This window comes from Variovorax sp. AB1(2024), assembly GCF_037482385.2.
GTDB lineage: Bacteria > Pseudomonadota > Gammaproteobacteria > Burkholderiales > Burkholderiaceae_C > Variovorax.
In genome coordinates this window covers 922,663-941,367 of sequence record NZ_JBBHKP020000001.1, presented here as the reverse complement: position 1 = coordinate 941,367, position 18,705 = coordinate 922,663, and the positions used below count along the sequence as shown (strand labels likewise).

Annotated in this window: 21 protein-coding genes; 3 read left to right on the top strand and 18 right to left on the bottom strand. The window is 67.0% G+C overall.

Annotated features, from left to right (window positions below; all coding sequences use genetic code 11):
• Positions 1–2 precede the first annotated feature (2 nt).
• From WIX39_RS04580 to WIX39_RS04560, 5 genes are read right to left on the bottom strand one after another with little or no spacing between them, the layout of a single operon-like run.
• Positions 3–851, bottom strand: coding sequence for an ABC transporter ATP-binding protein (locus tag WIX39_RS04580; RefSeq protein WP_409194592.1), 849 nt, complete (start codon positions 849–851; stop codon positions 3–5).
• Positions 848–1,690 carry an ABC transporter ATP-binding protein gene (locus WIX39_RS04575; RefSeq protein ID WP_409194591.1) on the bottom strand — a complete coding sequence of 281 codons (843 nt, stop codon included), beginning with the start codon at positions 1,688–1,690 and terminating at the stop codon, positions 848–850. The genes WIX39_RS04580 and WIX39_RS04575 overlap by 4 nt, the downstream gene beginning before the upstream one ends.
• Complete coding sequence (locus WIX39_RS04570) at positions 1,674–2,231, bottom strand: OsmC family protein (protein WP_409194590.1); 558 nt, start codon at positions 2,229–2,231, stop codon at positions 1,674–1,676. The genes WIX39_RS04575 and WIX39_RS04570 overlap by 17 nt, the downstream gene beginning before the upstream one ends.
• Positions 2,232–2,245: 14 nt before the next feature.
• Positions 2,246–4,075 (bottom strand): ABC transporter permease, encoded by a 1,830-nt coding sequence (locus WIX39_RS04565; protein WP_409194589.1) that lies wholly within the window; start codon positions 4,073–4,075, stop codon positions 2,246–2,248.
• A gap of 3 nt (positions 4,076–4,078) precedes the next feature.
• A complete protein-coding gene (locus WIX39_RS04560) occupies positions 4,079–5,260 on the bottom strand; it encodes an ABC transporter substrate-binding protein (protein WP_409194588.1) in 1,182 nt (393 codons plus the stop codon).
• A gap of 163 nt (positions 5,261–5,423) precedes the next feature.
• On the opposite strand from WIX39_RS04560, the gene WIX39_RS04555 reads away from it, so the two are divergent.
• The gene (locus tag WIX39_RS04555) at positions 5,424–6,062 is read left to right on the top strand and encodes a GDSL-type esterase/lipase family protein (protein WP_409194587.1); all 639 of its coding nucleotides are present in this window, start codon (positions 5,424–5,426) and stop codon (positions 6,060–6,062) included.
• Here the strand turns inward: WIX39_RS04555 and WIX39_RS04550 are convergent, their stop codons facing one another.
• The 3 genes from WIX39_RS04550 to WIX39_RS04540 all read right to left on the bottom strand — a co-directional run bounded on the left by WIX39_RS04550 (position 6,063) and on the right by WIX39_RS04540 (position 7,843).
• Positions 6,063–6,584, bottom strand: coding sequence for a class IV adenylate cyclase (locus tag WIX39_RS04550; RefSeq protein ID WP_106936254.1), 522 nt, complete (start codon positions 6,582–6,584; stop codon positions 6,063–6,065). It abuts the gene before it with no gap.
• Between the two features lie 300 nt (positions 6,585–6,884).
• A complete protein-coding gene (locus WIX39_RS04545; RefSeq protein WP_106936255.1) occupies positions 6,885–7,244 on the bottom strand; it encodes a hypothetical protein in 360 nt (119 codons plus the stop codon).
• A complete protein-coding gene (locus WIX39_RS04540) occupies positions 7,241–7,843 on the bottom strand; it encodes a cob(I)yrinic acid a,c-diamide adenosyltransferase (protein ID WP_081269728.1) in 603 nt (200 codons plus the stop codon). The genes WIX39_RS04545 and WIX39_RS04540 overlap by 4 nt, the downstream gene beginning before the upstream one ends.
• Positions 7,844–8,035: 192 nt before the next feature.
• Here WIX39_RS04540 and WIX39_RS04535 point away from each other — a divergent pair, with 192 nt between their 5' ends.
• Positions 8,036–9,460 carry an FAD-binding oxidoreductase gene (locus WIX39_RS04535; RefSeq protein ID WP_106936256.1) on the top strand — a complete coding sequence of 475 codons (1,425 nt, stop codon included), beginning with the start codon at positions 8,036–8,038 and terminating at the stop codon, positions 9,458–9,460.
• 101 nt (positions 9,461–9,561) lie between these two features.
• On the opposite strand, the gene WIX39_RS04530 is transcribed toward WIX39_RS04535, so the two are convergent.
• The 10 genes from WIX39_RS04530 to WIX39_RS04485 form a co-directional block, all read right to left on the bottom strand.
• The gene (locus WIX39_RS04530) at positions 9,562–10,470 is read right to left on the bottom strand and encodes a CsgG/HfaB family protein (protein ID WP_081269730.1); all 909 of its coding nucleotides are present in this window, start codon (positions 10,468–10,470) and stop codon (positions 9,562–9,564) included.
• 125 nt (positions 10,471–10,595) lie between these two features.
• Positions 10,596–11,555, bottom strand: coding sequence for a ParB/RepB/Spo0J family partition protein (locus WIX39_RS04525; RefSeq protein WP_106936257.1), 960 nt, complete (start codon positions 11,553–11,555; stop codon positions 10,596–10,598).
• On the bottom strand, positions 11,555–12,103 hold the full coding sequence (locus WIX39_RS04520; protein ID WP_081269732.1) for an RBBP9/YdeN family alpha/beta hydrolase: 549 nt from the start codon (positions 12,101–12,103) through the stop codon (positions 11,555–11,557). Before WIX39_RS04520 ends, WIX39_RS04525 begins: the two co-directional genes overlap by 1 nt.
• 16 nt (positions 12,104–12,119) lie before the next feature.
• Positions 12,120–13,040, bottom strand: coding sequence for a ParA family protein (locus WIX39_RS04515; RefSeq protein WP_081269733.1), 921 nt, complete (start codon positions 13,038–13,040; stop codon positions 12,120–12,122).
• Positions 13,041–13,059: 19 nt separating this feature from the next.
• On the bottom strand, positions 13,060–13,674 hold the full coding sequence (locus tag WIX39_RS04510) for a LysE family transporter (RefSeq protein ID WP_106936259.1): 615 nt from the start codon (positions 13,672–13,674) through the stop codon (positions 13,060–13,062).
• 139 nt (positions 13,675–13,813) lie between these two features.
• Entirely contained in the window at positions 13,814–14,455 is a 642-nt protein-coding gene (gene rsmG / locus WIX39_RS04505) for a 16S rRNA (guanine(527)-N(7))-methyltransferase RsmG (protein ID WP_106936260.1), read from the bottom strand.
• A complete protein-coding gene (gene mnmG / locus WIX39_RS04500) occupies positions 14,452–16,398 on the bottom strand; it encodes a tRNA uridine-5-carboxymethylaminomethyl(34) synthesis enzyme MnmG (RefSeq protein ID WP_106936261.1) in 1,947 nt (648 codons plus the stop codon). Before mnmG ends, rsmG begins: the two co-directional genes overlap by 4 nt.
• A gap of 174 nt (positions 16,399–16,572) precedes the next feature.
• Entirely contained in the window at positions 16,573–17,460 is an 888-nt protein-coding gene (locus WIX39_RS04495) for a transglutaminase-like domain-containing protein (RefSeq protein ID WP_081269737.1), read from the bottom strand.
• A gap of 10 nt (positions 17,461–17,470) precedes the next feature.
• Positions 17,471–17,617: a hypothetical protein gene (locus WIX39_RS04490; protein WP_172839905.1), complete on the bottom strand. Its 147-nt coding sequence runs from the start codon at positions 17,615–17,617 to the stop codon at positions 17,471–17,473.
• 3 nt (positions 17,618–17,620) lie between these two features.
• Positions 17,621–17,806, bottom strand: a complete 186-nt coding sequence (locus WIX39_RS04485) for a DUF1328 family protein (protein WP_013538518.1) — start codon at positions 17,804–17,806, stop codon at positions 17,621–17,623.
• Positions 17,807–17,990: 184 nt separating this feature from the next.
• Between WIX39_RS04485 and gstA the strand changes: the two genes are divergently transcribed.
• Positions 17,991–18,599: a glutathione transferase GstA gene (gene gstA / locus WIX39_RS04480; RefSeq protein WP_081269738.1), complete on the top strand. Its 609-nt coding sequence runs from the start codon at positions 17,991–17,993 to the stop codon at positions 18,597–18,599.
• The last annotated feature ends 106 nt before the right edge of the window (positions 18,600–18,705 follow it).

Genomic DNA, 18,705 nt, shown 5'->3' with positions numbered 1-18,705 from the left:
GATCAGGAGGCGGTGCGCGCCGCGCCGTCGCCGCCAAGGTAGGCATCGCGTATGCGCGCGTCGGCCAGCAGCTCTTTCGCCGGGCCCGAGAGCACGATGCGCCCGGTCTGCAGCACGTAGCCGTGGTGCGCGATCTGCAGCGCGAGGCTCGCGTTCTGTTCGACCATGAACACCGACACGCCCTGTGCGTTGATGCGCGCGATGAGCTCCAGCACCTTGTCGACGTACAGCGGCGACAGGCCCATGGTCGGCTCGTCCATGCAGATGAGCCGTGGCCGGCCCATGAGCGCGCGCGCCATCGCCACCATCTGCTGTTCGCCGCCCGACAATGTGCCGGCCTGGAACTCGATACGCTCGGCCACGCGCGGGAACAACTCGAGCATGCGTTCGAGGTCTTCGGCCACGGCCTTGCGGTCGCTGCGCGCATAGGCGCCCATCAGCAGGTTCTCGCGCACGGTCATCGCGGGGAACAGCCTGCGCGCCTCCGGCACCGAGCCGATGCCCTTGCGGATGATCTGCGGCGTGCTCAGCCCGAGCGTGGAGGCGCCGTTGAAATTGACTTCGCCCGAGCGCGGCTTGAGCAGCCCCAGCACGATCTTCATGGTGGTCGACTTGCCGCTGGCGTTGCCGCCGAGCAGGCTGACGATCTGGCCCTTGCGCACTTCGATGTCGAGGTCGAAGTGGGCCTGCACCGGGCCGTAGAAGCTGTTGATCTTCTTCAGCTGCAGCAGCGGCTTGTTCGATTCGCCTGGAGCCGGCGCGGCGGAGCGCTCCGGCAGCCCCTCGTCACCCCGGCCATCTCCCCAGAGAGGCGAAGGCGAAAGGCCCGTGCGTGCGACGGTGGCGATCATGCGGGCACCGCCTCTGCAGCACCCACATGGCGATGGCCGAGATACGCCTCGATCACCGCCGGGTCGTTGCGTACTTCATCGGGCAACCCTTCGGCGATCTTGCGGCCGTCGTCGAGCACGGCGACACGGTCGGAGAGCTGCATCACGAGGTCGAGCTTGTGCTCGATCAGCAGGATGGCCTGGCCCCGCGCCTTGAGGCTGCGAATGATCTCCAGCATCTCGGCGGTCTCGCTCTCGTTCATGCCGGCGGTGGGCTCGTCGAGCAGCAGCAGGCGCGGCCGAAGCGCGAGCGCGCGCGCAATCTCCACACGGCGGCGGTTGGCATAAGAGAGGCTGTAGGCCGGATGGTCGATGCGCGGCGCCAGCCGTTCGCCGAACAGCGCGATGATTTCGCGCGCTTCTTCGCGCAGCGCGTCTTCCTCGCGGCGCACGGCGGCGGGCTGCACCAGCGCCAGCGCAAGCTCGGCCAATGCGCCCAGGCCCGGCACGCCGCCCGCGCGCGGTTTCACGGCACGCAGCCGTGTGTGCGCACCGACCAGCACGTTGTCGAGCACAGAGAGGTTCGCGAACACACGCCCATGCTGGAAGGTGCGCGCCAGGCCGCGCTGCGCGAGCTGCTGCGCGGGCAGGCCGGTGATGTCTTCACCGTCGAACAGCACCCGGCCTTCATCGGGCCTGTCGAGGCCGGTCACCAGGTTGAACAGCGTGGTCTTGCCCGCGCCGTTGGGGCCGATCACGCTCAGCAGTTCGCCTTCGCCCACATGCAGGTCGACGGTATCGACGGCGGTGAGGCCGCCGAAGCGGCGCACCAGGCCGCGTATCTCAAGCAGCGACGGCATCGGCGGCCTTCGCCTTCGAGTTCACGAGCTTCACCTCGGCGCGGATGGCCTGCGGGTTGCGCAGCAGGTTCAGGATCGGGCAGTTGCGTTCGACCGCCTCGAACAGCGCGTCGATGTCTTCGCGGCTCGCGGGCGAATCGATGTGCACCGTGCAGCCGATCTCGTGCGGCCAGATGGGCGTCTTTTCATGGCCCGGCTTGCCGCCGCGCGGATCGATGATGCCGGTCACCTCCACCTCGAGGCTTTCGAGCGGCACCTGGCGTTCGGCCGCCTGGATCAGGAAGATGTGCGTGACGCAGGTGCCCAGCACGCCCAGCTGCAGCTCGGGCGAACTGGGGCCGAGGTTGTAGCCCGCGAAGTCGGGCGGGCTGTCGCTGATGACCTGGTGGTCGCGGATGCGCAGGCGGCGCACGCCGCTGCGGCCTTCGGCCTTCACGCTGGCCTTGAGTTGCACGGGCTGCGCCGTGCCGGCCTCGACAGCGGCATTGCGTGCGAGCACGGCGGCGCGTTTCTCGGCGAGGTAGTCGTTCAGGTGGCTCATGGTGTGGTGTTCTTTCAGACAGTGCCCAGCAGGCCTTGCGGGCGAAAACGAATCAGCAGGAGCAGCGCGACGCCGTAGATCAGCATGCGGTACTCGGCCGTCACGCGGAACAGCTCCGGCAGGCTCACGAGCGCGACCGCGCCCAGCAGCGCGCCGCTGATGTTCCCGAGGCCGCCGAGGATCACCATCGTCAGCGCGAGGATCGAGATCTGCGAGCCGAAGGTCTCGTGGTTGATGTACGAATACATGTGCGCGGTGAAGGCGCCGCTCACGCCGGCCGCGAAGCCGCCGAAGCCGAAGGCCAGCGCCTTGTAGCGGTCGGGGCTCACGCCGTAGGCGCGCGCCGCCACTTCGTCTTCGCGCACGGCGCGGAAGGTGCGGCCCAGGTGCGAACGCAACAGGCGCCACTGCAGCAGCGCAAGAAGCACCATCGCACCGAAGGAAGCCCAGTAGATGGCCTGGTTCGACGAAGCGTCGCGCCCGAACAGCGACAGCGGCGGAATGCCCGACACGCCGATGGGCCCGTGCGTGAGGCTCTCCCAGTTGAGGATGGTGAGCGCCACGATCTCGCCGATGCCCAGCGTGGCGATCGACACGTAGTGGCCGCGCAGCCTGAAGGCCGGGAAGATGAGCGCGGTGCCGATCAGCGAAGTGAGGATGCCCGCCGCCACGATGCCCGTGCCTACCGGCAGGTGCAGGTCGAGCACCAGCAGCGACGACGCATACGCGCCGATGGCCAGCAGCCCCGCATGGCCGAGCGAGATCTGCCCGATGGTGCCGGCCACCAAGGTGAGGCTCAGCGCCAGCGCACCGTAGAGCCATGCGTTGGTGAGCGTCTGCAGCAGGTACGGCGAAGGATCGAAGAGCGGCAATGCCACGGCCGCCGCGAACACCGCGGCGAGCACGCGGCGCGGTATGTGCCACGGCTTGCTCGGCGCGATGAAGGTGCCGGTCAGCGGCTCGGGCGGCAGCGCGCGCTTGCGCCCGAACAGGCCGTTCGGCTTCCACACCAGGATGACCAGCAGCAGCGCGAAGGCGAAGAGGTTGCGGTACGGCGTGCCGAGGATGGCCACGCCATAGCTTTCGATCAACCCCAGCAGCAGGCTGCCGACGATGGCCCCCGGCACGTTGCCCACGCCGCCGACCACGGTGGCGACCACGCCCTTGAGCGTGGCCTGGAAGCTCATCGCCGGGCTGATGTTGTTGTAGTACATGCCCACCAGCAGGCCCGAGAGCCCGCCCAGCGCCGCGGCGATGGCGAACACGGTCTGGTTCACGCGGTCGACGTCCACGCCCATTTGTTGCGCCGCGTCGCGGTCTTGCGCGGTGGCGCGCACGGCCCAGCCGAGTTTCGTGAAACGCAGGAAGACGAACAGCACGGCCGCGCTCGCGAGGCCGATGCCCGCAATGAGGATGTCGAGCGCGCCGATGGTGCCGGTGCCGATCTGCAGCCGCCAGTCGGGCAGCTGCGTGGGCAGCGAGCGCGGGTCGGGGCTGAACACCAGCTGCACGAGGATGTCGAGCACGAAGCTGATGCCGATGGTGGCCAGCAGCGGCGCAATGCGAGCCGCACCCTGCAGCGGCCGCAGGCCCACGCGCTCGATCAGCATGCCGAGCGCGCCGGAGCCCAGCACCACCAGCACGATGGTCACGGGCAGCGGCGTGTGCAGGTAGGTGATCGACGCCCAGCCGATGTACGCGCCCACCGTGTACACCGAGCCGTGCGCGAAGTTGATGAGGTGCGATACACCGAAGATCAACGCGAGCCCGACCGCCAGCAACGCGTAGATGTTGCCGATGATCAGGCCGTTGACCGTGTAGTCGAAGAAGGAGGTGAAGCTCATCGACTACCTGGCCGCGGCAAGCGCTGCCTTCTCGTCCAGCTGCGCCCACCTGCCGTCCTTCACGACAAGATTCACGCTCTTCACGCCGATGATCCGCCGCGTCTGCGCATCGAAGCTGGCCTTGCCGAAGATCACGCTCGGCACGTCCTTGATCTTGTAGAACGCGTCGCGCACGGCCTTGCGATCGGCATTCGCGCCGGCCTGGCGCAGCGCGGCGGCGGCGTACACCACGGCGTCGTAGGCGTAGGCATTGAACGCGTCGGGCTCCTTGCCGTACCTGGCGCGGAAGCTCTTCACGAAGTCCTGCACCTCGGTGCGCGGCTCGTCCGGATAGAAAGCGGTGTTGGTGAAGATGCCGTTCACCGCCGCGCCGCCCAGCTCGATGAACTTCGGCGAATACACCGAGCCCACCGCGGCGATGGGCTGCCTGAGCCCCACGCTGCGTACCTGGCCCGCGATGAGCGCGCCGTCGGGGTAGTAGGAGATGAGCACCAGCCCGTCGGGGTTGGCGTCGCGCACGCGCACCAGCGTCGAGCGGAAGTCCTTCTCGTCGGGCTGGTAGCCCTCGGCGATGGCGACCTGCGCGCCGCGCTCCTGGGCGGCCTTCACGAGCACGTCCTTGCTGGTGCGGCCCCAGTCGGTGTTGAGGTAGAGCACCGCGATGCGCTTGAAGCCCAGCGTCTTCACCGCGAGTTCGGCCAGCAGCGGCTGCGCGTCGGCCTGGCTGATGGAAGGACTCCAGATGTAGTCGCCGCCCTTGGTGAAGTCGGGGTGCGAGTTGGTGAAGCCCAGCTGCACCAGGCCCGCGCGCTGGTAGATGGGTGATGCCGCCATCGAGGCCGGGCTGGAGAAGTCGCCGAGCTCGATGAGCACGCGCTTGTCGTTCACCAGCTTCTGCGCGATGGCCACCGACTGGCGCGGGTCGCTCTGGCTGTCCTCGAAGTTGTAGGCCAGCGGACGTCCATGGATGCCGCCCTGCGCATTGATGTGCTCCAGCGCAAGATCGAAGCCGGCCTTCCACTGCGCGCCGTACTGCGCGTTCTGCCCGGTGAGCGGACCGCTCACGCCGAACCACACGGGATCGCCCGTGGCGGGCGCGGCCAGGGCGGCGAGCGGCGCGGCCAGCAAGGCAGCGGAAAGAACGGCCACATGGCGCAGGAAGCGGTGGCGGGAAAGCAGCGGCATGGTGTCGGGCCCCGGTCGGTGATGAAGAATGAAGATGCAGGGCCGCGATTCTTCGCCTGCCCCCTTCGCCGGGGAACGAACAAAAACGGGGAGGCTTATGCGCTTTCCGAGAAAAGGGGCAAGCGCCACGGCAGCTCGCGGCGGCGATTAAGCTGCGCGCAGCATGAAGCGAAGACACCTCCTCCACCTGCTGGCCGGCGTGCCCGCCGTGGCAGCACTGGCTGCCTGCGGCAAGCGCAAGGCATCCTCCAACGCATTGAAGCCAGGCGCCCGGGTGCTGGCGCTGGGCGACAGCCTGACCTTCGGCTACGGCGCGCCGACCGACGCGTCATGGCCCGTGAAGCTGGGCGAGATCACGGGCTGGCAGATCGACAACGAGGGCGTCAACGGGGACACCTCGGCGGGCGCGCTGCAGCGGCTGCCAGGGCTGCTGAATGGCTCGAGCTACGACGCGATCCTGATCGGCATCGGCGGCAACGACATGCTGCGCGGTGTGTCAGCTGCGGCCACGCGCGACAACCTGGCGGCGCTGATCGACTTGGCACGCGCGCACACGCCGCATGTCGCGGTGCTGGCCACGCCGGCACCCGACGCGGTGCGCGCGTTCGTCGGCTCGCTCAGCGATGCGCCGTTCTATGAAGAGGTGGCGAAGTCGGGGCAGGCGCTGCTGCTTGCCAATGTGTATTCGAGCGTGCTGTCGGATGCATCGCTGCGCTCCGACCGCATCCATGCCAATGCACGAGGCTATGAAAAGGTCGCGCAGCTGCTGGCGGACCAGTTGAAGGCCGCGGGCTGGCGCTGATCAGGCGGCGTCGTTCAGAAGATCGACGTAGGCGCCCTGCACCAGCTGGTCGGTGCCCACGCCCAGTCGCGCCATGAGCGCATGCGCCTGCGCGATGCCGGCTTCGGCGGACTCGCCCTCTTCCAGCACCACTTCGAGCTCGAGGAATTCGCCGAGGCCTTCGACGCGGTCGAGGTGCACGCGTGTGCGGCCCACGATGAACAGCCGGCGCTGCTTGCGCACGCGGCCCGCCTGCCCCCATGCGAGCGTGAGCGATTCGCGCAGCACGTCGGGCGTGGTGCAGGGCGTGATCAGGTAGAACGATTCCTTGGGGCCCGCGCTGTTGGCGCGGCGGTAGAAGATCAGCTCGGCGCGGTCGGGCTCGAAGGTGCGCAGCTTGAGGCGGTCGGCGCTGTCGTTGCAGCGGAAGAAGGTGTCGTCCTGTGCGATCTCTGTGGGGCCCTTGTCGGCCAGTGTTTCGGCGATGGCTGCCACGCGTTCGATGCTTTCGATGCGGGCCTTGTTCTCGATGTTTCTTGCCATTGGTTTTGTGCCTTCGGGTTTTGGTCCGGTGGTGCGTGCGAATGGCACCGGGTGCTCCCCTCCGCGAATGTCCCCCGGGGCTGCGCCCCTCCTCCTTTATTTCGCTGCGGGGAGCACCCGGTGCCACTCGCACTTGGGCGCGGCGTTGGTGTTGGCCGCACGAGCGCTGCGTCCATCGATCACGACGGCGGGGTGCCTTGCGCAGCGAAATAAAGGAGGAGGCCGCAGGCCGGGGGACATTCGCGGAGCAAGGTACCCCGTCGGCGTGATCGCTCCCCGAACTGGATCAGTGCTCAGCGATCAAGGCGCGCTGCCCTGAGGCCCCACAGGCGGTGGCGCGGCACGGCCACTGGAACCCGGCGAAAGCTTGCGTCCAAAGGCCTCGCCGACGTTGCGCACCGGACGGCTGGCTTTTTCAGATACGTTGTTGACGCCGCGCCTGGTGGCTGCGTCTGCACGGTCGATGCCCCGGCCCGCCGCGTTGGTGCCGCGCTGCACGCTGCCCACCACCTTGCCGCCGCGCGACGGCTGCTTGAGCGTGTGGGCGCGCTGTGCCTTGGGCGGGTTGTCGGCGCTCTGGGCCTGCGCGGCGACAGGCAGCCAGAGCGCGGCGGCCATCGCCACGGCGAACGATGCACTGACGGTGTTCGGGAATTTCATGGGGCCTCCTTGTTGTCTGCGTCTTCCGATGCTTGCGCTGCAGCAGCACGCGCCATGCGCTCGCTCTTCCAGTAGACGTCGTCGCCGCCGTTCATGCGGTTGAGCACGCGCGCGAGCACGAAGAGCAGGTCGCTGAGCCGGTTGAGGTACTGGCGCAGCGCATCGTTGAGCTCGGCCGTGGCGCCCAGCGCCACCACCGCGCGTTCGGCTCTTCGCGCCACCGTGCGGCACACATGCGCGAGCGAGGCCGCGCGGGTGCCGGCCGGCAGGATGAATTCGGCCAGCCGCGGCAGCGCGGCGTTGTGCTCCGCCAGGGCGTTGTCCAGCTGCAGCAGCGCATCGGCCTTCAGCAACGTGAAACCCGGCATCGAGAGCTCGCCGCCAAGGTTGAAGAGCTGGTGCTGCACATCGACCAGCAGCTCGCGCACGGGCTCCGGCATGGGCTCGCACAGCAGCACGCCGATGTGCGAGTTGAGTTCGTCCACGTCGCCCATCGCGTGCACGCGCAGGTGATCCTTGGGCACGCGCGTGTTGTCGCCGAGGCCGGTGGTGCCGTCGTCACCGGTGCGGGTGGCGATCTGGGAAAGTCGGTTGCCCATGGGCGCTCCTGCTGTTGTTACGCGACGCTCGATGCGTCGATCTTGCCGGTCGTGCCTGCAGAGGTAGTGAATGAGGCTGCGCATGGTGCGCATGCGCTGAGGGTTGTGGGGTTCATGTTTTTTCCGAAGCGCATTATGGTGCTCGCTCCGTAAAATGACCGATCCCCCTCACCCCTCGCAGGAGACGCCCCGATGAACGCCCCGACCCAAACCTCGCACCTGCTGCCGGAGCTTCATCTGCGCGACGTTCCCGCCAGCCTGATCGACGGGCTGAAGGCCCGCTTCGGCACCAACTGTTCCACGGCGCTGGCGGTTCGCACGCAGCACGGTCGCGACGAGTCTTCGTTCGACGCCCCGCCGCCCTCGGCCGTGGTGTTCGCCGAAAGCACGCAGGACGTGGCCGACGCGGTGAAGCTGGCCAGCGAGCACAGCGTGCCGGTCATTCCCTTCGGCGTGGGCTCCTCGCTCGAAGGCCACCTGCTCGCGGTGCAGGGCGGCATCAGCATCGACGTGTCGCGCATGAACCGCGTGCTGTCGGTCAACGCCGACGACCTCACGGTGACGGTGCAGCCGGGCGTCACGCGTAAGCAGCTCAACGAAGAGATCAAGAGCACGGGCCTGTTCTTCCCCATCGACCCCGGCGCCGACGCCTCCATCGGCGGCATGACGGCCACGCGCGCCAGCGGCACGAACGCGGTGCGCTACGGCACCATGCGCGAGAACGTGCTGGCGCTCGAAGTGGTCACCGCCGCCGGCGAAGTCATCCGCACCGGCACGCGCGCGAAGAAGTCTTCCGCCGGCTACGACCTCACGCGCCTCATGGTGGGCAGCGAAGGCACGCTGGGCGTGGTCACCGAGATCACGCTGCGCATCTATCCGCTGCCCGAGGCGGTGTCCGCCGCGATCTGCTCCTTCCCGAGCATCGAGGCCGCGGTGCGCACGACCATCGAGACCATCCAACTGGGCGTGCCGATCGCTCGCGTGGAGCTGATCGACGTCAACACCGTGCGCATGGTGAATGCCTACGCCAAGCTGAACCTGCGCGAAGAGCCGATGCTGCTGATGGAGTTCCACGGCTCGCCCGCCGGCGTGAAGGAGCAGGCCGAGACGGTGCAGGAGCTGGCCAGCGGCCACGGCGGCAATGCCTTCGAATGGGCCAGCACGCCGGAAGAACGCACGCGCCTGTGGACCGCGCGGCACAACAGCTATTTCGCGGCGGTGCAGTCGCGCCCGGGCTGCCGCGTGATCTCGACCGACACCTGCGTGCCGATCTCGCGGCTGGCCGACTGCCTGCTCGACTCGGTGGCCGAGGCCGATGCCAGCGGCATCCCCTACTTCCTGGTCGGCCACGTCGGCGACGGCAACTTCCACTTCGGCTACCTGCTCGACCCGAACATCCCCGAAGAGCGCGTGAAGGCCGAGGAGCTGAACCATGCGCTGGTGAGCCGCGCGCTGGCGCTGGAAGGCACCTGCACCGGCGAGCACGGCGTGGGGCTGCACAAGATGGACTTCCTGGTCACCGAAGCGGGCGCGGGCGCGATCGACATGATGCGCACCATCAAGCGCGCGCTCGACCCGAAGAACATCATGAATCCCGGGAAGATCTTCAGCCTCTGACACAGCCCGCGCGCCGGTTTGCGGCGTTCCACGAAAAAGCCCGGTGGCTCGCGAGAGCCCCGGGCTTTTTTTCGAATCGCGCGAGGCGAGCGAGCAAGCGATCAGTTGCTGCTGTTGCTGCGGCGGCGCGTGGGCGCCGGCTTCTCGGCCGGCACGTAGGTCTGCGACGGCGCGGCGCCGCCGTCCACGCCCAAGCGGCCACCGCCGCCGAGGCCCTGGCCGCGTACCGTCTGCGCCTTGTAGTTGCGCAGCGAGCGGACCATCTGGTTGAAGGCGTCCATGAAGGCGGCGGCAATCACCTTGCCCTGCGCCGTGTTGGTGTAGCCGCCGAGGTTGCCGCCCGCGCTGCGGCCGGCGAGCGCGCCGAAGGCGCCGAAATCGGTCTTGGAGGCGCTGCCTTCCGCAGCCGCGACCTGCACGCCGGAGCGGTTGTCGATGAGCGTCAGCAGCGCGCTGGCTTCCTTGGTCTGCATGCTGCCGCCGAGCTGCGCGAGCGCGCGGCCACGGCCGCCACCCACCAGGCCGCCAAGCGCGCCACCGATGCCGCCGGCGTCGCTGTTGCTGAACACGATCTCGGGCGACAGGCCGTAGTCGGAGGCCACCATCTGGCCGCGGCCGAAGTTGCTGCCGCCGCGCATTTCGCCCGACTGCTGCAGCGCGCGTTCACGCGTCATGGCGTTCATGCCGGCCGCGCCGCGCTCGACCACGATGAAGCAGTTCGACTGTTGCACCAGCAGGCGCAGCAGGTTGGCGGTGGGCGGCAGGCGGTACTCGCCGGTAAGGATGGTGTACCAGCCCGCGCTCTGGTTCTCGATCAGCGAGACGGTGCCCAGCGGCGATTCGCAACGCTCGAGCTGGCTGCTTTCGCCGGAGGTCGCGCCGCCGGCCGCGCTGCCGGTGGCCATGGTCTTGGCCGACTGGCTGCCCATCTGCATGTCGGTGGCTGCGCAGCCGGTCAGAAGAAGTGCGCCGACGGCCACGGCCGCGAGCGGGAACCTGGTGAACTTCATGGGGAACTCCCTCGGTTGTCAGAGATTTGGGGTTGAAAAACCAGCGATCGAGGATACGCGCAAAGGATTGCAGGAATCAATCAACCGAATGCAATCAAACGAATGCCCGACGCCAGATTCGCAATCTAGGCTGTTCGGCGGATGCGCTCGATCAGTCCGTTGAGTGCCTCGATGGACCCGAAGTGGATGGCGAGCTCGCCGCTCTCCTCGATCCGGCCGCCGCGCTTGCTGCGCTTCTTGATGCGCACCTCGACTTCGGCGGTCAGCAGGTCGGCCAGTTCTTCTTCCACGCGCTGCAGGTCGCGCGATTTCTCGCCGTCGTTGCTGCGGCGCGAAGGCGTGAGCGTGAACTCGGCAGCCAGCTTCTTCACCAGCGCCTCGGCTTCGCGCACCGACATCTTCTTGGCGGCGATCTGGTTGGCGGCGGTGATCTGCGTGCCGCGGTCGAGCGACAGCAGCGCGCGGGCATGGCCCATGTCGATGTCGCCGGCCATCAGCATCTGCTGCGCGGGCTCGGCCAGGTTCAGCAGGCGCAGCAGATTGCTGGCGGCGCTGCGCGAACGGCCCACGGCCTGCGCGGCCTGCTCGTGCGTAAGCCCGAATTCTGTAACAAGACGTTGCAGACCTTGGGCTTCTTCCAGCGGATTGAGGTCTTCGCGCTGGATGTTCTCGATGAGGGACATCGCCGCCGCGGCCTCGTTGGGCACGTCGCGCACCAGCACCGGCACGCTGTCGAGGCCCGCCAGCTTGGCGGCGCGGAAGCGGCGCTCGCCCGCGATGATTTCGTACTCGGCATTCTTGGCCGCGGCCGATTCGGGGTCGAGCCGGCGCACCAGGATCGGCTGCATGATGCCCTGCACCTTGATGCTCTCGGCCAGCTCGTACAGCGCGCCCTCGTCCATGCGCGTGCGCGGCTGGTAGACGCCTGCGACCATCTGGTCGAGCATGAGCGTGTTCGGATTCTGCGGCGCACGCCGCTCTTCCTGGCCATTGCTGCCGACGCCGTTGTCGGCGGAAGGCGCGGCCGTCGGGCCGAGCAGCGCTTCGAGGCCGCGGCCGAGGCCCTTGGGTTTCTTGGTCGCCATCAGTTTTTTTCTTTCGAGATTTCGTTCAGGAGGTCCCGGCCTTCGGGCCAGTCGCCCAGGCCGGATTCGGCGTTCAGGTGGCCGCGCGCGCCGGCGTCGACGAAGCGCGCGCCCCAGTCGCTCGCCAGTTGGCGCGAGCGCGCGGCTTCGCAGTACGGGTCGTCATTGGCGGCGATCAGCACCGCCGGAAACGGCAGCGGCTGCCGCACGATCGGCGCCCAGCCCGGAATCTGCTGGCGCAGGTCGTCGCGCTCCAGGTCGCCGGGCGCCACCAGCAGCGCGCCGCGCACCTTGTGGGTGTTGCGCGAGTGCGAGGCCCAGGCGGCGACGAGGATGCAGCCGAGGCTGTGCGCGGCAAGGACCACGGGGCCGGGCGATGCCAGCACTTCTTCCTCGAGCCGGATCGACCAGTCACCGCGCAGCGGACGCATCCATTCGTGCTGCTCGACACGATGGTCGCCGTAGACGGATTCCCATCGCGTCTGCCAATGGCCGGGGCCGCTGTTCTGCCATCCGGGCAGCAGCAGGATGCGGGGTGCAGCAGTCATGTGCCGTGCCCTTGCCTCAGGCGTTGTTTTCGCTGGTGGAACCGGACTCCGGCGCGGTGGCCGGTGCCAGCACGTCGGCCGGGATCGGCAGGTCCGGTGCGATGCGCTCCACCGGCGCGATCGGCGGCGCCACCGCGCCCGAGGCGAACGCGCTGGCGGGCGGCATCTTCTCGACCAATTCCTGGGCAAAAGCGATGAACGCCTGGCTGCCGCGCGCGGCGGGGTCGAACACCACGCCGGGCAGACCGTAGCTCGGCGCCTCGGCCAACCGTACGTTGCGGGGAATGACCGTGTCGAACACCTTGTCGCCGAAGTGGGACTTGAGCTGCTCGCTCACCTGCTGCTGCAGCGTGATGCGCGGATCGAACATCACGCGCAGCAGGCCGATGATCTGCAGGTTCTTGTTGAGGTTGGCGTGCACCTGCTTGATGGTGTTGACCAGGTCGGTCAGTCCTTCGAGCGCGAAGTACTCGCACTGCATCGGCACGATCACGCCGTGGGCCGCGCACAGGCCGTTCAGCGTCAGCAGGCTGAGGCTCGGCGGGCAGTCGATCAGCACGAAGTCGTACTCCGCGCCGACCGCGGCCAAGGCGGTACGCAGGCGCTTTTCGCGGCGGTCGAGCGCGACCATCTCGACTTCGGCACCCGCCAGCTCGCGGTTGGCGCCCAGTACGTCGTAGCTGCAACCGCCCTCCACCAGCTTGTCGGACTTGACCCGTGCTTCGGCCACCGAGGCGGATTCGAGCAGCACGTCGTACACCGTCAGCTCCAGCTGGCGCTTGTCGATGCCCGAACCCATGGTCGCATTGCCCTGCGGGTCGAGGTCGATCATCAGCACCCGCTGCCCGACCTTGGCCAAGCCGGCGGCGAGATTGACGGTGGTGGTGGTCTTGCCGACGCCGCCCTTTTGGTTGGCAATGCAGAAAATCTTGGCCATGTCTGTACGAAGGGGTCGATCAGCGGGAAATCGCGAGCTTGATGCCGAAGGCGATCAGGAAGGTGCCGGCCAGCTTCTCGAGCGTGGTGGAGATGCGTGGATTGGCGCGGATGCGCTCGGCCAGGAAGTGCGTAAGCAGCGTGGAAGTCAGGCCGTAGAGGAACGTGAGCACGGCGATGGTGATGGCCATTGCGCCGAAGGTGACCAGGCCCTGGTGACGGGCCGGATCCACGAACAGCGGAAAGAAGGCCATGTAGAACACGATCGCCTTGGGATTCAGCAAGGTGATGGTGAAGGCTTGGCGCAGGAAGTGGCGGGGCTTGATGTTGAGGATGGGTGCGGAGCCCGGCTTGGCCAGCAGCATCTTGATGCCCAGCCAGCCAAGATAGCCGGCGCCCAGCCACTGCACCGCCTTGAACGCGGCAGGATACGCGGCCAGCACCGCCGATACACCGGCGACGGCGGCCCACATCAGGCACTGGTCGCCCAGGATCACCCCGGCCGTTGCTCCCAGGCCGCCCCGGATTCCGCCCTTGCTGGTCGAAGTGATAAGCGCCAGGTTGCCCGGGCCGGGAATCAGGAGGAAAAGGATGATGGCGACGACGAATGCGCCGTAGTCAGCAATGCCGAACATGGGTTTTGCCTCGAAAAAGCGAGCCGGGGAGAGACCAGAGGGGAGGCATCGAGTCTAAGCGAGCACGATGCCGTGAAGGCCGTTCGAGCACCGGCTTTTGCCGGTGTCGGCGTTTCTTTTCGTGAACCGAAGCGCCCGCTCAGGCGGATTCTTTGCGTGCCCAGACAATGCAGCGCTCGGCATCCAGGCCGGGAACCGTCAGTTGTTCCACGTGAAACACTGCAACGCCCTTCGGCAATGCCGCGAGCTCGTCACTCGGCACCTTGCCCTTCATGGCAAGCCATACGGCGCCGGGCGCCATCAGATGCATCGAGCCATTGAAGAAATCAGGCAGCGACGCGAACGCGCGCGAGCTGATGACGTCATAGCTTCCCGCGAGCGACTCGACCCGTGCGTGCAGCCCGCGCAGGTTCGGCAGCTCGAGCTCCGCTGCCACCTGCTGGACGAAAGCGGCCTTCTTGGCCACTGCATCGAGGCAGCTGACGTCGATGTCGGGGCGCATGATCGCGATCACGACACCCGGCAACCCACCGCCCGAACCCACGTCCAGCAACTTGCCCTTCCCTGCCCACTCGCGCTGCAGCGGTGAGATGGCAGCCAGGCTGTCGAGCAGATGGTGCGTGAGTACGCTCGCCGGATCGCGCAGCGCGGTCAGGTTGTAGACCTTGTTCCACTTGAGCATCAAGCTGCCGTAGGCCAGCAGCTGCTCGCCCTGCCGCTCGGACAAGGTCACGCCCATGGCAGCCGCGCCCTTGCGCAGCGTATCGATCGGCGCCGTCATTCGGCGGCAGCTTCCGTGGTGGCTGTATCACGGGCAAAGGCTTTATGGCCGCCCTTGCGCAGATGGATCATCAAGAGCGAGATCGCAGCGGGCGTCACGCCGGAGATGCGCGAGGCCAGTCCCAGCGTCTCCGGGCGGTGCTTGTCGAGCTTCTGCCGCACTTCGAAGCTCAGCGCCTTGACCTGCCCATAGTCGAAGTCGGCCGGCAACTTGAGATTTTCGAAATGCGCGGCACGCTCCACTTCGTCGTGCTGGCGCTCGATGTAGCCGGAGTACTTGGCCGAAATTTCGATCTGCTCGATCTCGGTTTCGCTCAGCGCCACCGGGGCGGCGTACTTGCTACCGTCCAGCGACATCAGCGTCTCGTAGTTCACATCAGGGCGGCGCAGCAGATCGGCCAGGTTGTATTCATGGTCGATGGCCTTGCCCAGCACGCGCTCCGACTCGGAGGCAGGCAGGTTTCGCGGATTCACCCAGATCGACTTGAGCCGCTCTGTTTCACGTGAAACAGCATCGCGCTTGCGGCTGAAAGCATCCCAGCGTGCATCGTCCACCAAGCCCAACTTGCGGCCGGTTTCGGTCAGGCGCATGTCGGCGTTGTCTTCGCGAAGCTGCAGCCGGAACTCGGCACGGCTGGTGAACATGCGGTAGGGCTCGGTCACGCCCTTCGTGATCAGGTCATCGACCAGCACGCCCAAATAGGCTTCATCACGGCGCGGCAGCCAGGCATCTTCGCCCCGGCATTGCAGCGCAGCGTTGATGCCGGCAAACAGGCCCTGGGCCGCCGCCTCTTCGTAGCCGGTCGTGCCGTTGATCTGCCCTGCAAAGAACAGGCCCTTGACCGAACGGGTCTCGAAGCTGCTCTTGAGCTCGCGCGGATCGAAGTAGTCGTACTCGATGGCGTAGCCCGGCCGCAGGATGTGCGCGTTTTCCAGGCCGGGCATCGAGCGCACCAGCTGGTACTGGATGTCGAAAGGCAGGCTGGTCGAGATCCCGTTCGGGTAGTACTCGTTGGTCGTCAGGCCTTCGGGCTCCAGGAAGATCTGGTGGCTTTCCTTGTCGGCGAAGCGATTGATCTTGTCTTCCACGCTCGGGCAATAGCGCGGGCCCACGCCGTCGATCTTGCCGGTGAACATCGGGCTGCGGTCGAAGCCAGAGCGGATGATGTCGTGCGTGCGCGCGTTGGTATGGGTGATCCAGCAAGGCATCTGCCGCGGATGCATGTCCGTACGGCCCATGAAGCTGAACACCGGCATCGGCCCTGCCCCACCCGGCATGCCGTCGCCCGGCTGCTCGGTGCACTTCGAGAAATCGATGCTGCGGCCGTCGAGCCGCGGCGGCGTGCCCGTCTTGAGGCGGCCCTGCGGCAGCTTCAGTTCCTTGAGCCGCGCCGACAAGCTCACCGCCGGCGGATCGCCCGCGCGACCGGCCTGATAGTTGTCGAGGCCGACGTGAATGCGGCCGTCGAGGAAAGTCCCAGCAGTGAGCACCACCGTGCGCGCACGGAAAGCAATGCCCACCTGGGTGACGGCGCCCACCACGCGATCGCCCTCCACCATCAGGTCGTCGACCGCCTGCTGGAACAGGCTCAGGTTTGGCTGGTTCTCCAGGCGATGGCGAATGGCCGCCTTGTAGAGCACGCGGTCGGCCTGCGCACGCGTCGCACGCACGGCCGGGCCCTTGCTCGAATTGAGAATGCGGAACTGGATGCCGGCTTCGTCGGTGGCAATCGCCATCGCGCCGCCGAGCGCATCGACCTCTTTCACCAGGTGGCCCTTCCCGATGCCGCCGATCGACGGGTTGCAGCTCATCTGCCCAAGCGTCTCGATGTTGTGGGAGAGCAGCAGCGTCTTGGCGCCCATGCGCGCGGCGGCGAGCGCGGCTTCGGTGCCGGCGTGGCCACCGCCGACGACGATCACGTCGAATTCTTCGGGGTACAGCATTTGGAATGGGGGCGCACAACTGACGCGTGCGCGGCGCAAAAGGGGCACCGATTTTAATCGCCGGTGCCGTCTCGCGCCCGCTGTGTGGACAAGCTAGAGGGCCATGCCAAATCGGCCCAGATTACCCGCAATAGCTAGATAGTTTGCTATATATTTTATAGCAAACAAGCCCCGTCAGCCGGTGACTTCTTCCACCTGGACCACCGGCACGGGCTTCTCTATGCCCACCAGCTCACCCGAGGGCGGCGGCGGCTTCGGCGGCTCGAGGCTTTCGTCCTGCAGTTCGCGGATCACAAGCTTCTTGTCGGTCATGCGCACGTTGCCGAAGATCGTGCAGAACGCCACGTCCTTCGCGTCGCGTCCCGTGCCCACGCGCACCAGCCGGTCGACAGGTGCCATGCGGGTGGGGTCGAACAGCACCCACTGCCCGCCCAGCCAGGCCTCGAACACGGCGTGGAAATCCTGGGGCGGCTCGTCGAACCACACATAGCCCACCACCAGCCGCGCCGGAATGTTGAGCGCCCGGCAGAAGGTGATGCCCAGGTGCGCGAAGTCGCGGCACACGCCGGCGCGTTCCACGAACACCTCGCGCGCGGTGGTGGTCGAGTCGCTGCTGCCCGGCTCGTAGGCGATGCTTTCGTGGATCCAGTCGACGATCGCCTGCACCCGGCCGATGCCAGGGGGCAGGTCGCCGAAGAGCTGCTGCGCGCAGCGCGACATCAGGTCCGATTCGCAGTAGCGCGTGGGCATCATGTAGTGCAGGACTTCGTCCGGCACCTCGTTCACCGGCACTTCGCGAAGATCGGGCGGCACCACCACATGTGCGCGCTGCACCGTGGCCTTGTAGCTGATCTTCAGCGGGCCGGGCTTCGCATCGAATCGGATGAAGCGATTGCCGCTGCCTTCGTCGCAGAACACCTGCATCTCGGTCGGCGGCTCGATGGTCAGTTCCTCGCTGACCAACGCCTGCGCGCCCGCACGGGCCGCCTCGATGTTGAGGAGCATGTGCGCCGGCGCGACGACCTCGTAGTCGAGCTGCGCGTCGATGTGGGAGATGTGCATGGGTTTCTCTTCAGGTGCGTCGTCGACGCGAACGGTGTTCGGGCAATTGCCAATGAGCCTGCGTCACGAGCAGCACACGCAGCACGCGATGCGCCGGACTCTGCAGAAGCCAGCCCAGCGACCGCGCCTGCGGCCACCGGGGTTTGTTGCGCAGCATGGGTCAGTCCAGCGCTTTCTTCACGGCACCCACCCCCAGGGCGGCAAGCACCACGAACAGCACCGCCAGCACCAGGAACAGGCCGAACAGCAGCTTGGCAATGCCGGCAGCGCCAGCGGCCACGCCACCGAAGCCCAACAGGCCGGCCACCAGGGAGATGACGGCAAAAATGATCGCGTACTTCAACATTCAAGACTCCTTCAGCGGTGCCTTGCCCGCCGTGCGCAGGAGCTTAGAAACCGCCGTGGCGGCGCCCGATAGTCGCCTCGCGCAAGCCGCCGTAGGACAAAAACGCGACGCCGCCAAACCCGCTAGCATCCGCCGTGGTCTCCCAGAACAATCACACCTCGCCAATCCATTGGAGTTATTTCGAATGAAGCTGTATTACTCGCCGGGCGCCTGCTCGCTGTCTCCCCACATCGCCATGCACGAAGCCGGTCTCGCCTTCGAGCCCGTGCTGGCAAGCACCAAGAGCCACAAGCTGCAAGACGGCACCGACTACTACGGCATCAACCCGCTGGGCTACGTGCCGATGCTCGAACTCGACGACGGCACGCGCCTGCGCGAAGGCCCGGCCATCCTGCAGTACATCGCCGACCTGGCCCCCACCAAGAACCTCGCGCCGGCCGCCGGCACCATGCAGCGCTACCGCCTGCAGGAATGGCTGACCTTCATCGGCACCGAGATCCACAAGGGCTTCAGCCCGCTGTTCAACCCGGCCATGCCGGAAGAAGCCAAGAACATCGCCAAGGAAAAGCTGGCCTCGCGCTTCAAGTGGCTCGAAAGCGAGCTGGCCGGCAAGCAATACCTGATGGGCGATACCTTCAGCGTGGCCGACGGCTACCTGTTCACCGTCACCAACTGGTCCAAGCCCACCGGCGTGGATATCTCCGGCTACCCCAACCTGCAGGCCTGGCACGCGCGTGTCGGCGCCCGCCCCGCGGTGCAGGAAGCAATGAAGGCTGAAGGCCTTCTGAAGTAAGCCGAAGAACGCAGAAGAAGCAACACGGCCGGGCGACTCCCAGGGAAAACCCGGCCTGCTTTCAGCCACAAGCCGCATGCCGCGGCTTTTTTTTCGGGCCACTCTC

What these genes read in the sequence shown, in the direction of transcription:
- WIX39_RS04580 (WP_409194592.1), bottom strand. Translation starts at nt 851, where the DNA reads ATGATCGCCACCGTCGCACGCACGGGCCTTTCGCCTTCGCCTCTCTGG.
- WIX39_RS04520 (WP_081269732.1), bottom strand. Translation starts at nt 12,103, where the DNA reads ATGACTGCTGCACCCCGCATCCTGCTGCTGCCCGGATGGCAGAACAGC.
- WIX39_RS04485 (WP_013538518.1), bottom strand. Translation starts at nt 17,806, where the DNA reads ATGTTGAAGTACGCGATCATTTTTGCCGTCATCTCCCTGGTGGCCGGC.
- WIX39_RS04560 (WP_409194588.1), bottom strand. Translation starts at nt 5,260, where the DNA reads ATGCCGCTGCTTTCCCGCCACCGCTTCCTGCGCCATGTGGCCGTTCTT.
- WIX39_RS04575 (WP_409194591.1), bottom strand. Translation starts at nt 1,690, where the DNA reads ATGCCGTCGCTGCTTGAGATACGCGGCCTGGTGCGCCGCTTCGGCGGC.
- WIX39_RS04530 (WP_081269730.1), bottom strand. Translation starts at nt 10,470, where the DNA reads ATGAAGTTCACCAGGTTCCCGCTCGCGGCCGTGGCCGTCGGCGCACTT.
- WIX39_RS04565 (WP_409194589.1), bottom strand. Translation starts at nt 4,075, where the DNA reads ATGAGCTTCACCTCCTTCTTCGACTACACGGTCAACGGCCTGATCATC.
- WIX39_RS04550 (WP_106936254.1), bottom strand. Translation starts at nt 6,584, where the DNA reads ATGGCAAGAAACATCGAGAACAAGGCCCGCATCGAAAGCATCGAACGC.
- WIX39_RS04545 (WP_106936255.1), bottom strand. Translation starts at nt 7,244, where the DNA reads ATGAAATTCCCGAACACCGTCAGTGCATCGTTCGCCGTGGCGATGGCC.
- mnmG (WP_106936261.1), bottom strand. Translation starts at nt 16,398, where the DNA reads ATGCTGTACCCCGAAGAATTCGACGTGATCGTCGTCGGCGGTGGCCAC.
- WIX39_RS04535 (WP_106936256.1), top strand. Translation starts at nt 8,036, where the DNA reads ATGAACGCCCCGACCCAAACCTCGCACCTGCTGCCGGAGCTTCATCTG.
- WIX39_RS04490 (WP_172839905.1), bottom strand. Translation starts at nt 17,617, where the DNA reads ATGCTGCGCAACAAACCCCGGTGGCCGCAGGCGCGGTCGCTGGGCTGG.
- gstA (WP_081269738.1), top strand. Translation starts at nt 17,991, where the DNA reads ATGAAGCTGTATTACTCGCCGGGCGCCTGCTCGCTGTCTCCCCACATC.
- WIX39_RS04540 (WP_081269728.1), bottom strand. Translation starts at nt 7,843, where the DNA reads ATGGGCAACCGACTTTCCCAGATCGCCACCCGCACCGGTGACGACGGC.
- WIX39_RS04495 (WP_081269737.1), bottom strand. Translation starts at nt 17,460, where the DNA reads ATGCACATCTCCCACATCGACGCGCAGCTCGACTACGAGGTCGTCGCG.
- rsmG (WP_106936260.1), bottom strand. Translation starts at nt 14,455, where the DNA reads ATGACGGCGCCGATCGATACGCTGCGCAAGGGCGCGGCTGCCATGGGC.
- WIX39_RS04555 (WP_409194587.1), top strand. Translation starts at nt 5,424, where the DNA reads ATGAAGCGAAGACACCTCCTCCACCTGCTGGCCGGCGTGCCCGCCGTG.
- WIX39_RS04570 (WP_409194590.1), bottom strand. Translation starts at nt 2,231, where the DNA reads ATGAGCCACCTGAACGACTACCTCGCCGAGAAACGCGCCGCCGTGCTC.
- WIX39_RS04515 (WP_081269733.1), bottom strand. Translation starts at nt 13,040, where the DNA reads ATGGCCAAGATTTTCTGCATTGCCAACCAAAAGGGCGGCGTCGGCAAG.
- WIX39_RS04525 (WP_106936257.1), bottom strand. Translation starts at nt 11,555, where the DNA reads ATGGCGACCAAGAAACCCAAGGGCCTCGGCCGCGGCCTCGAAGCGCTG.
- WIX39_RS04510 (WP_106936259.1), bottom strand. Translation starts at nt 13,674, where the DNA reads ATGTTCGGCATTGCTGACTACGGCGCATTCGTCGTCGCCATCATCCTT.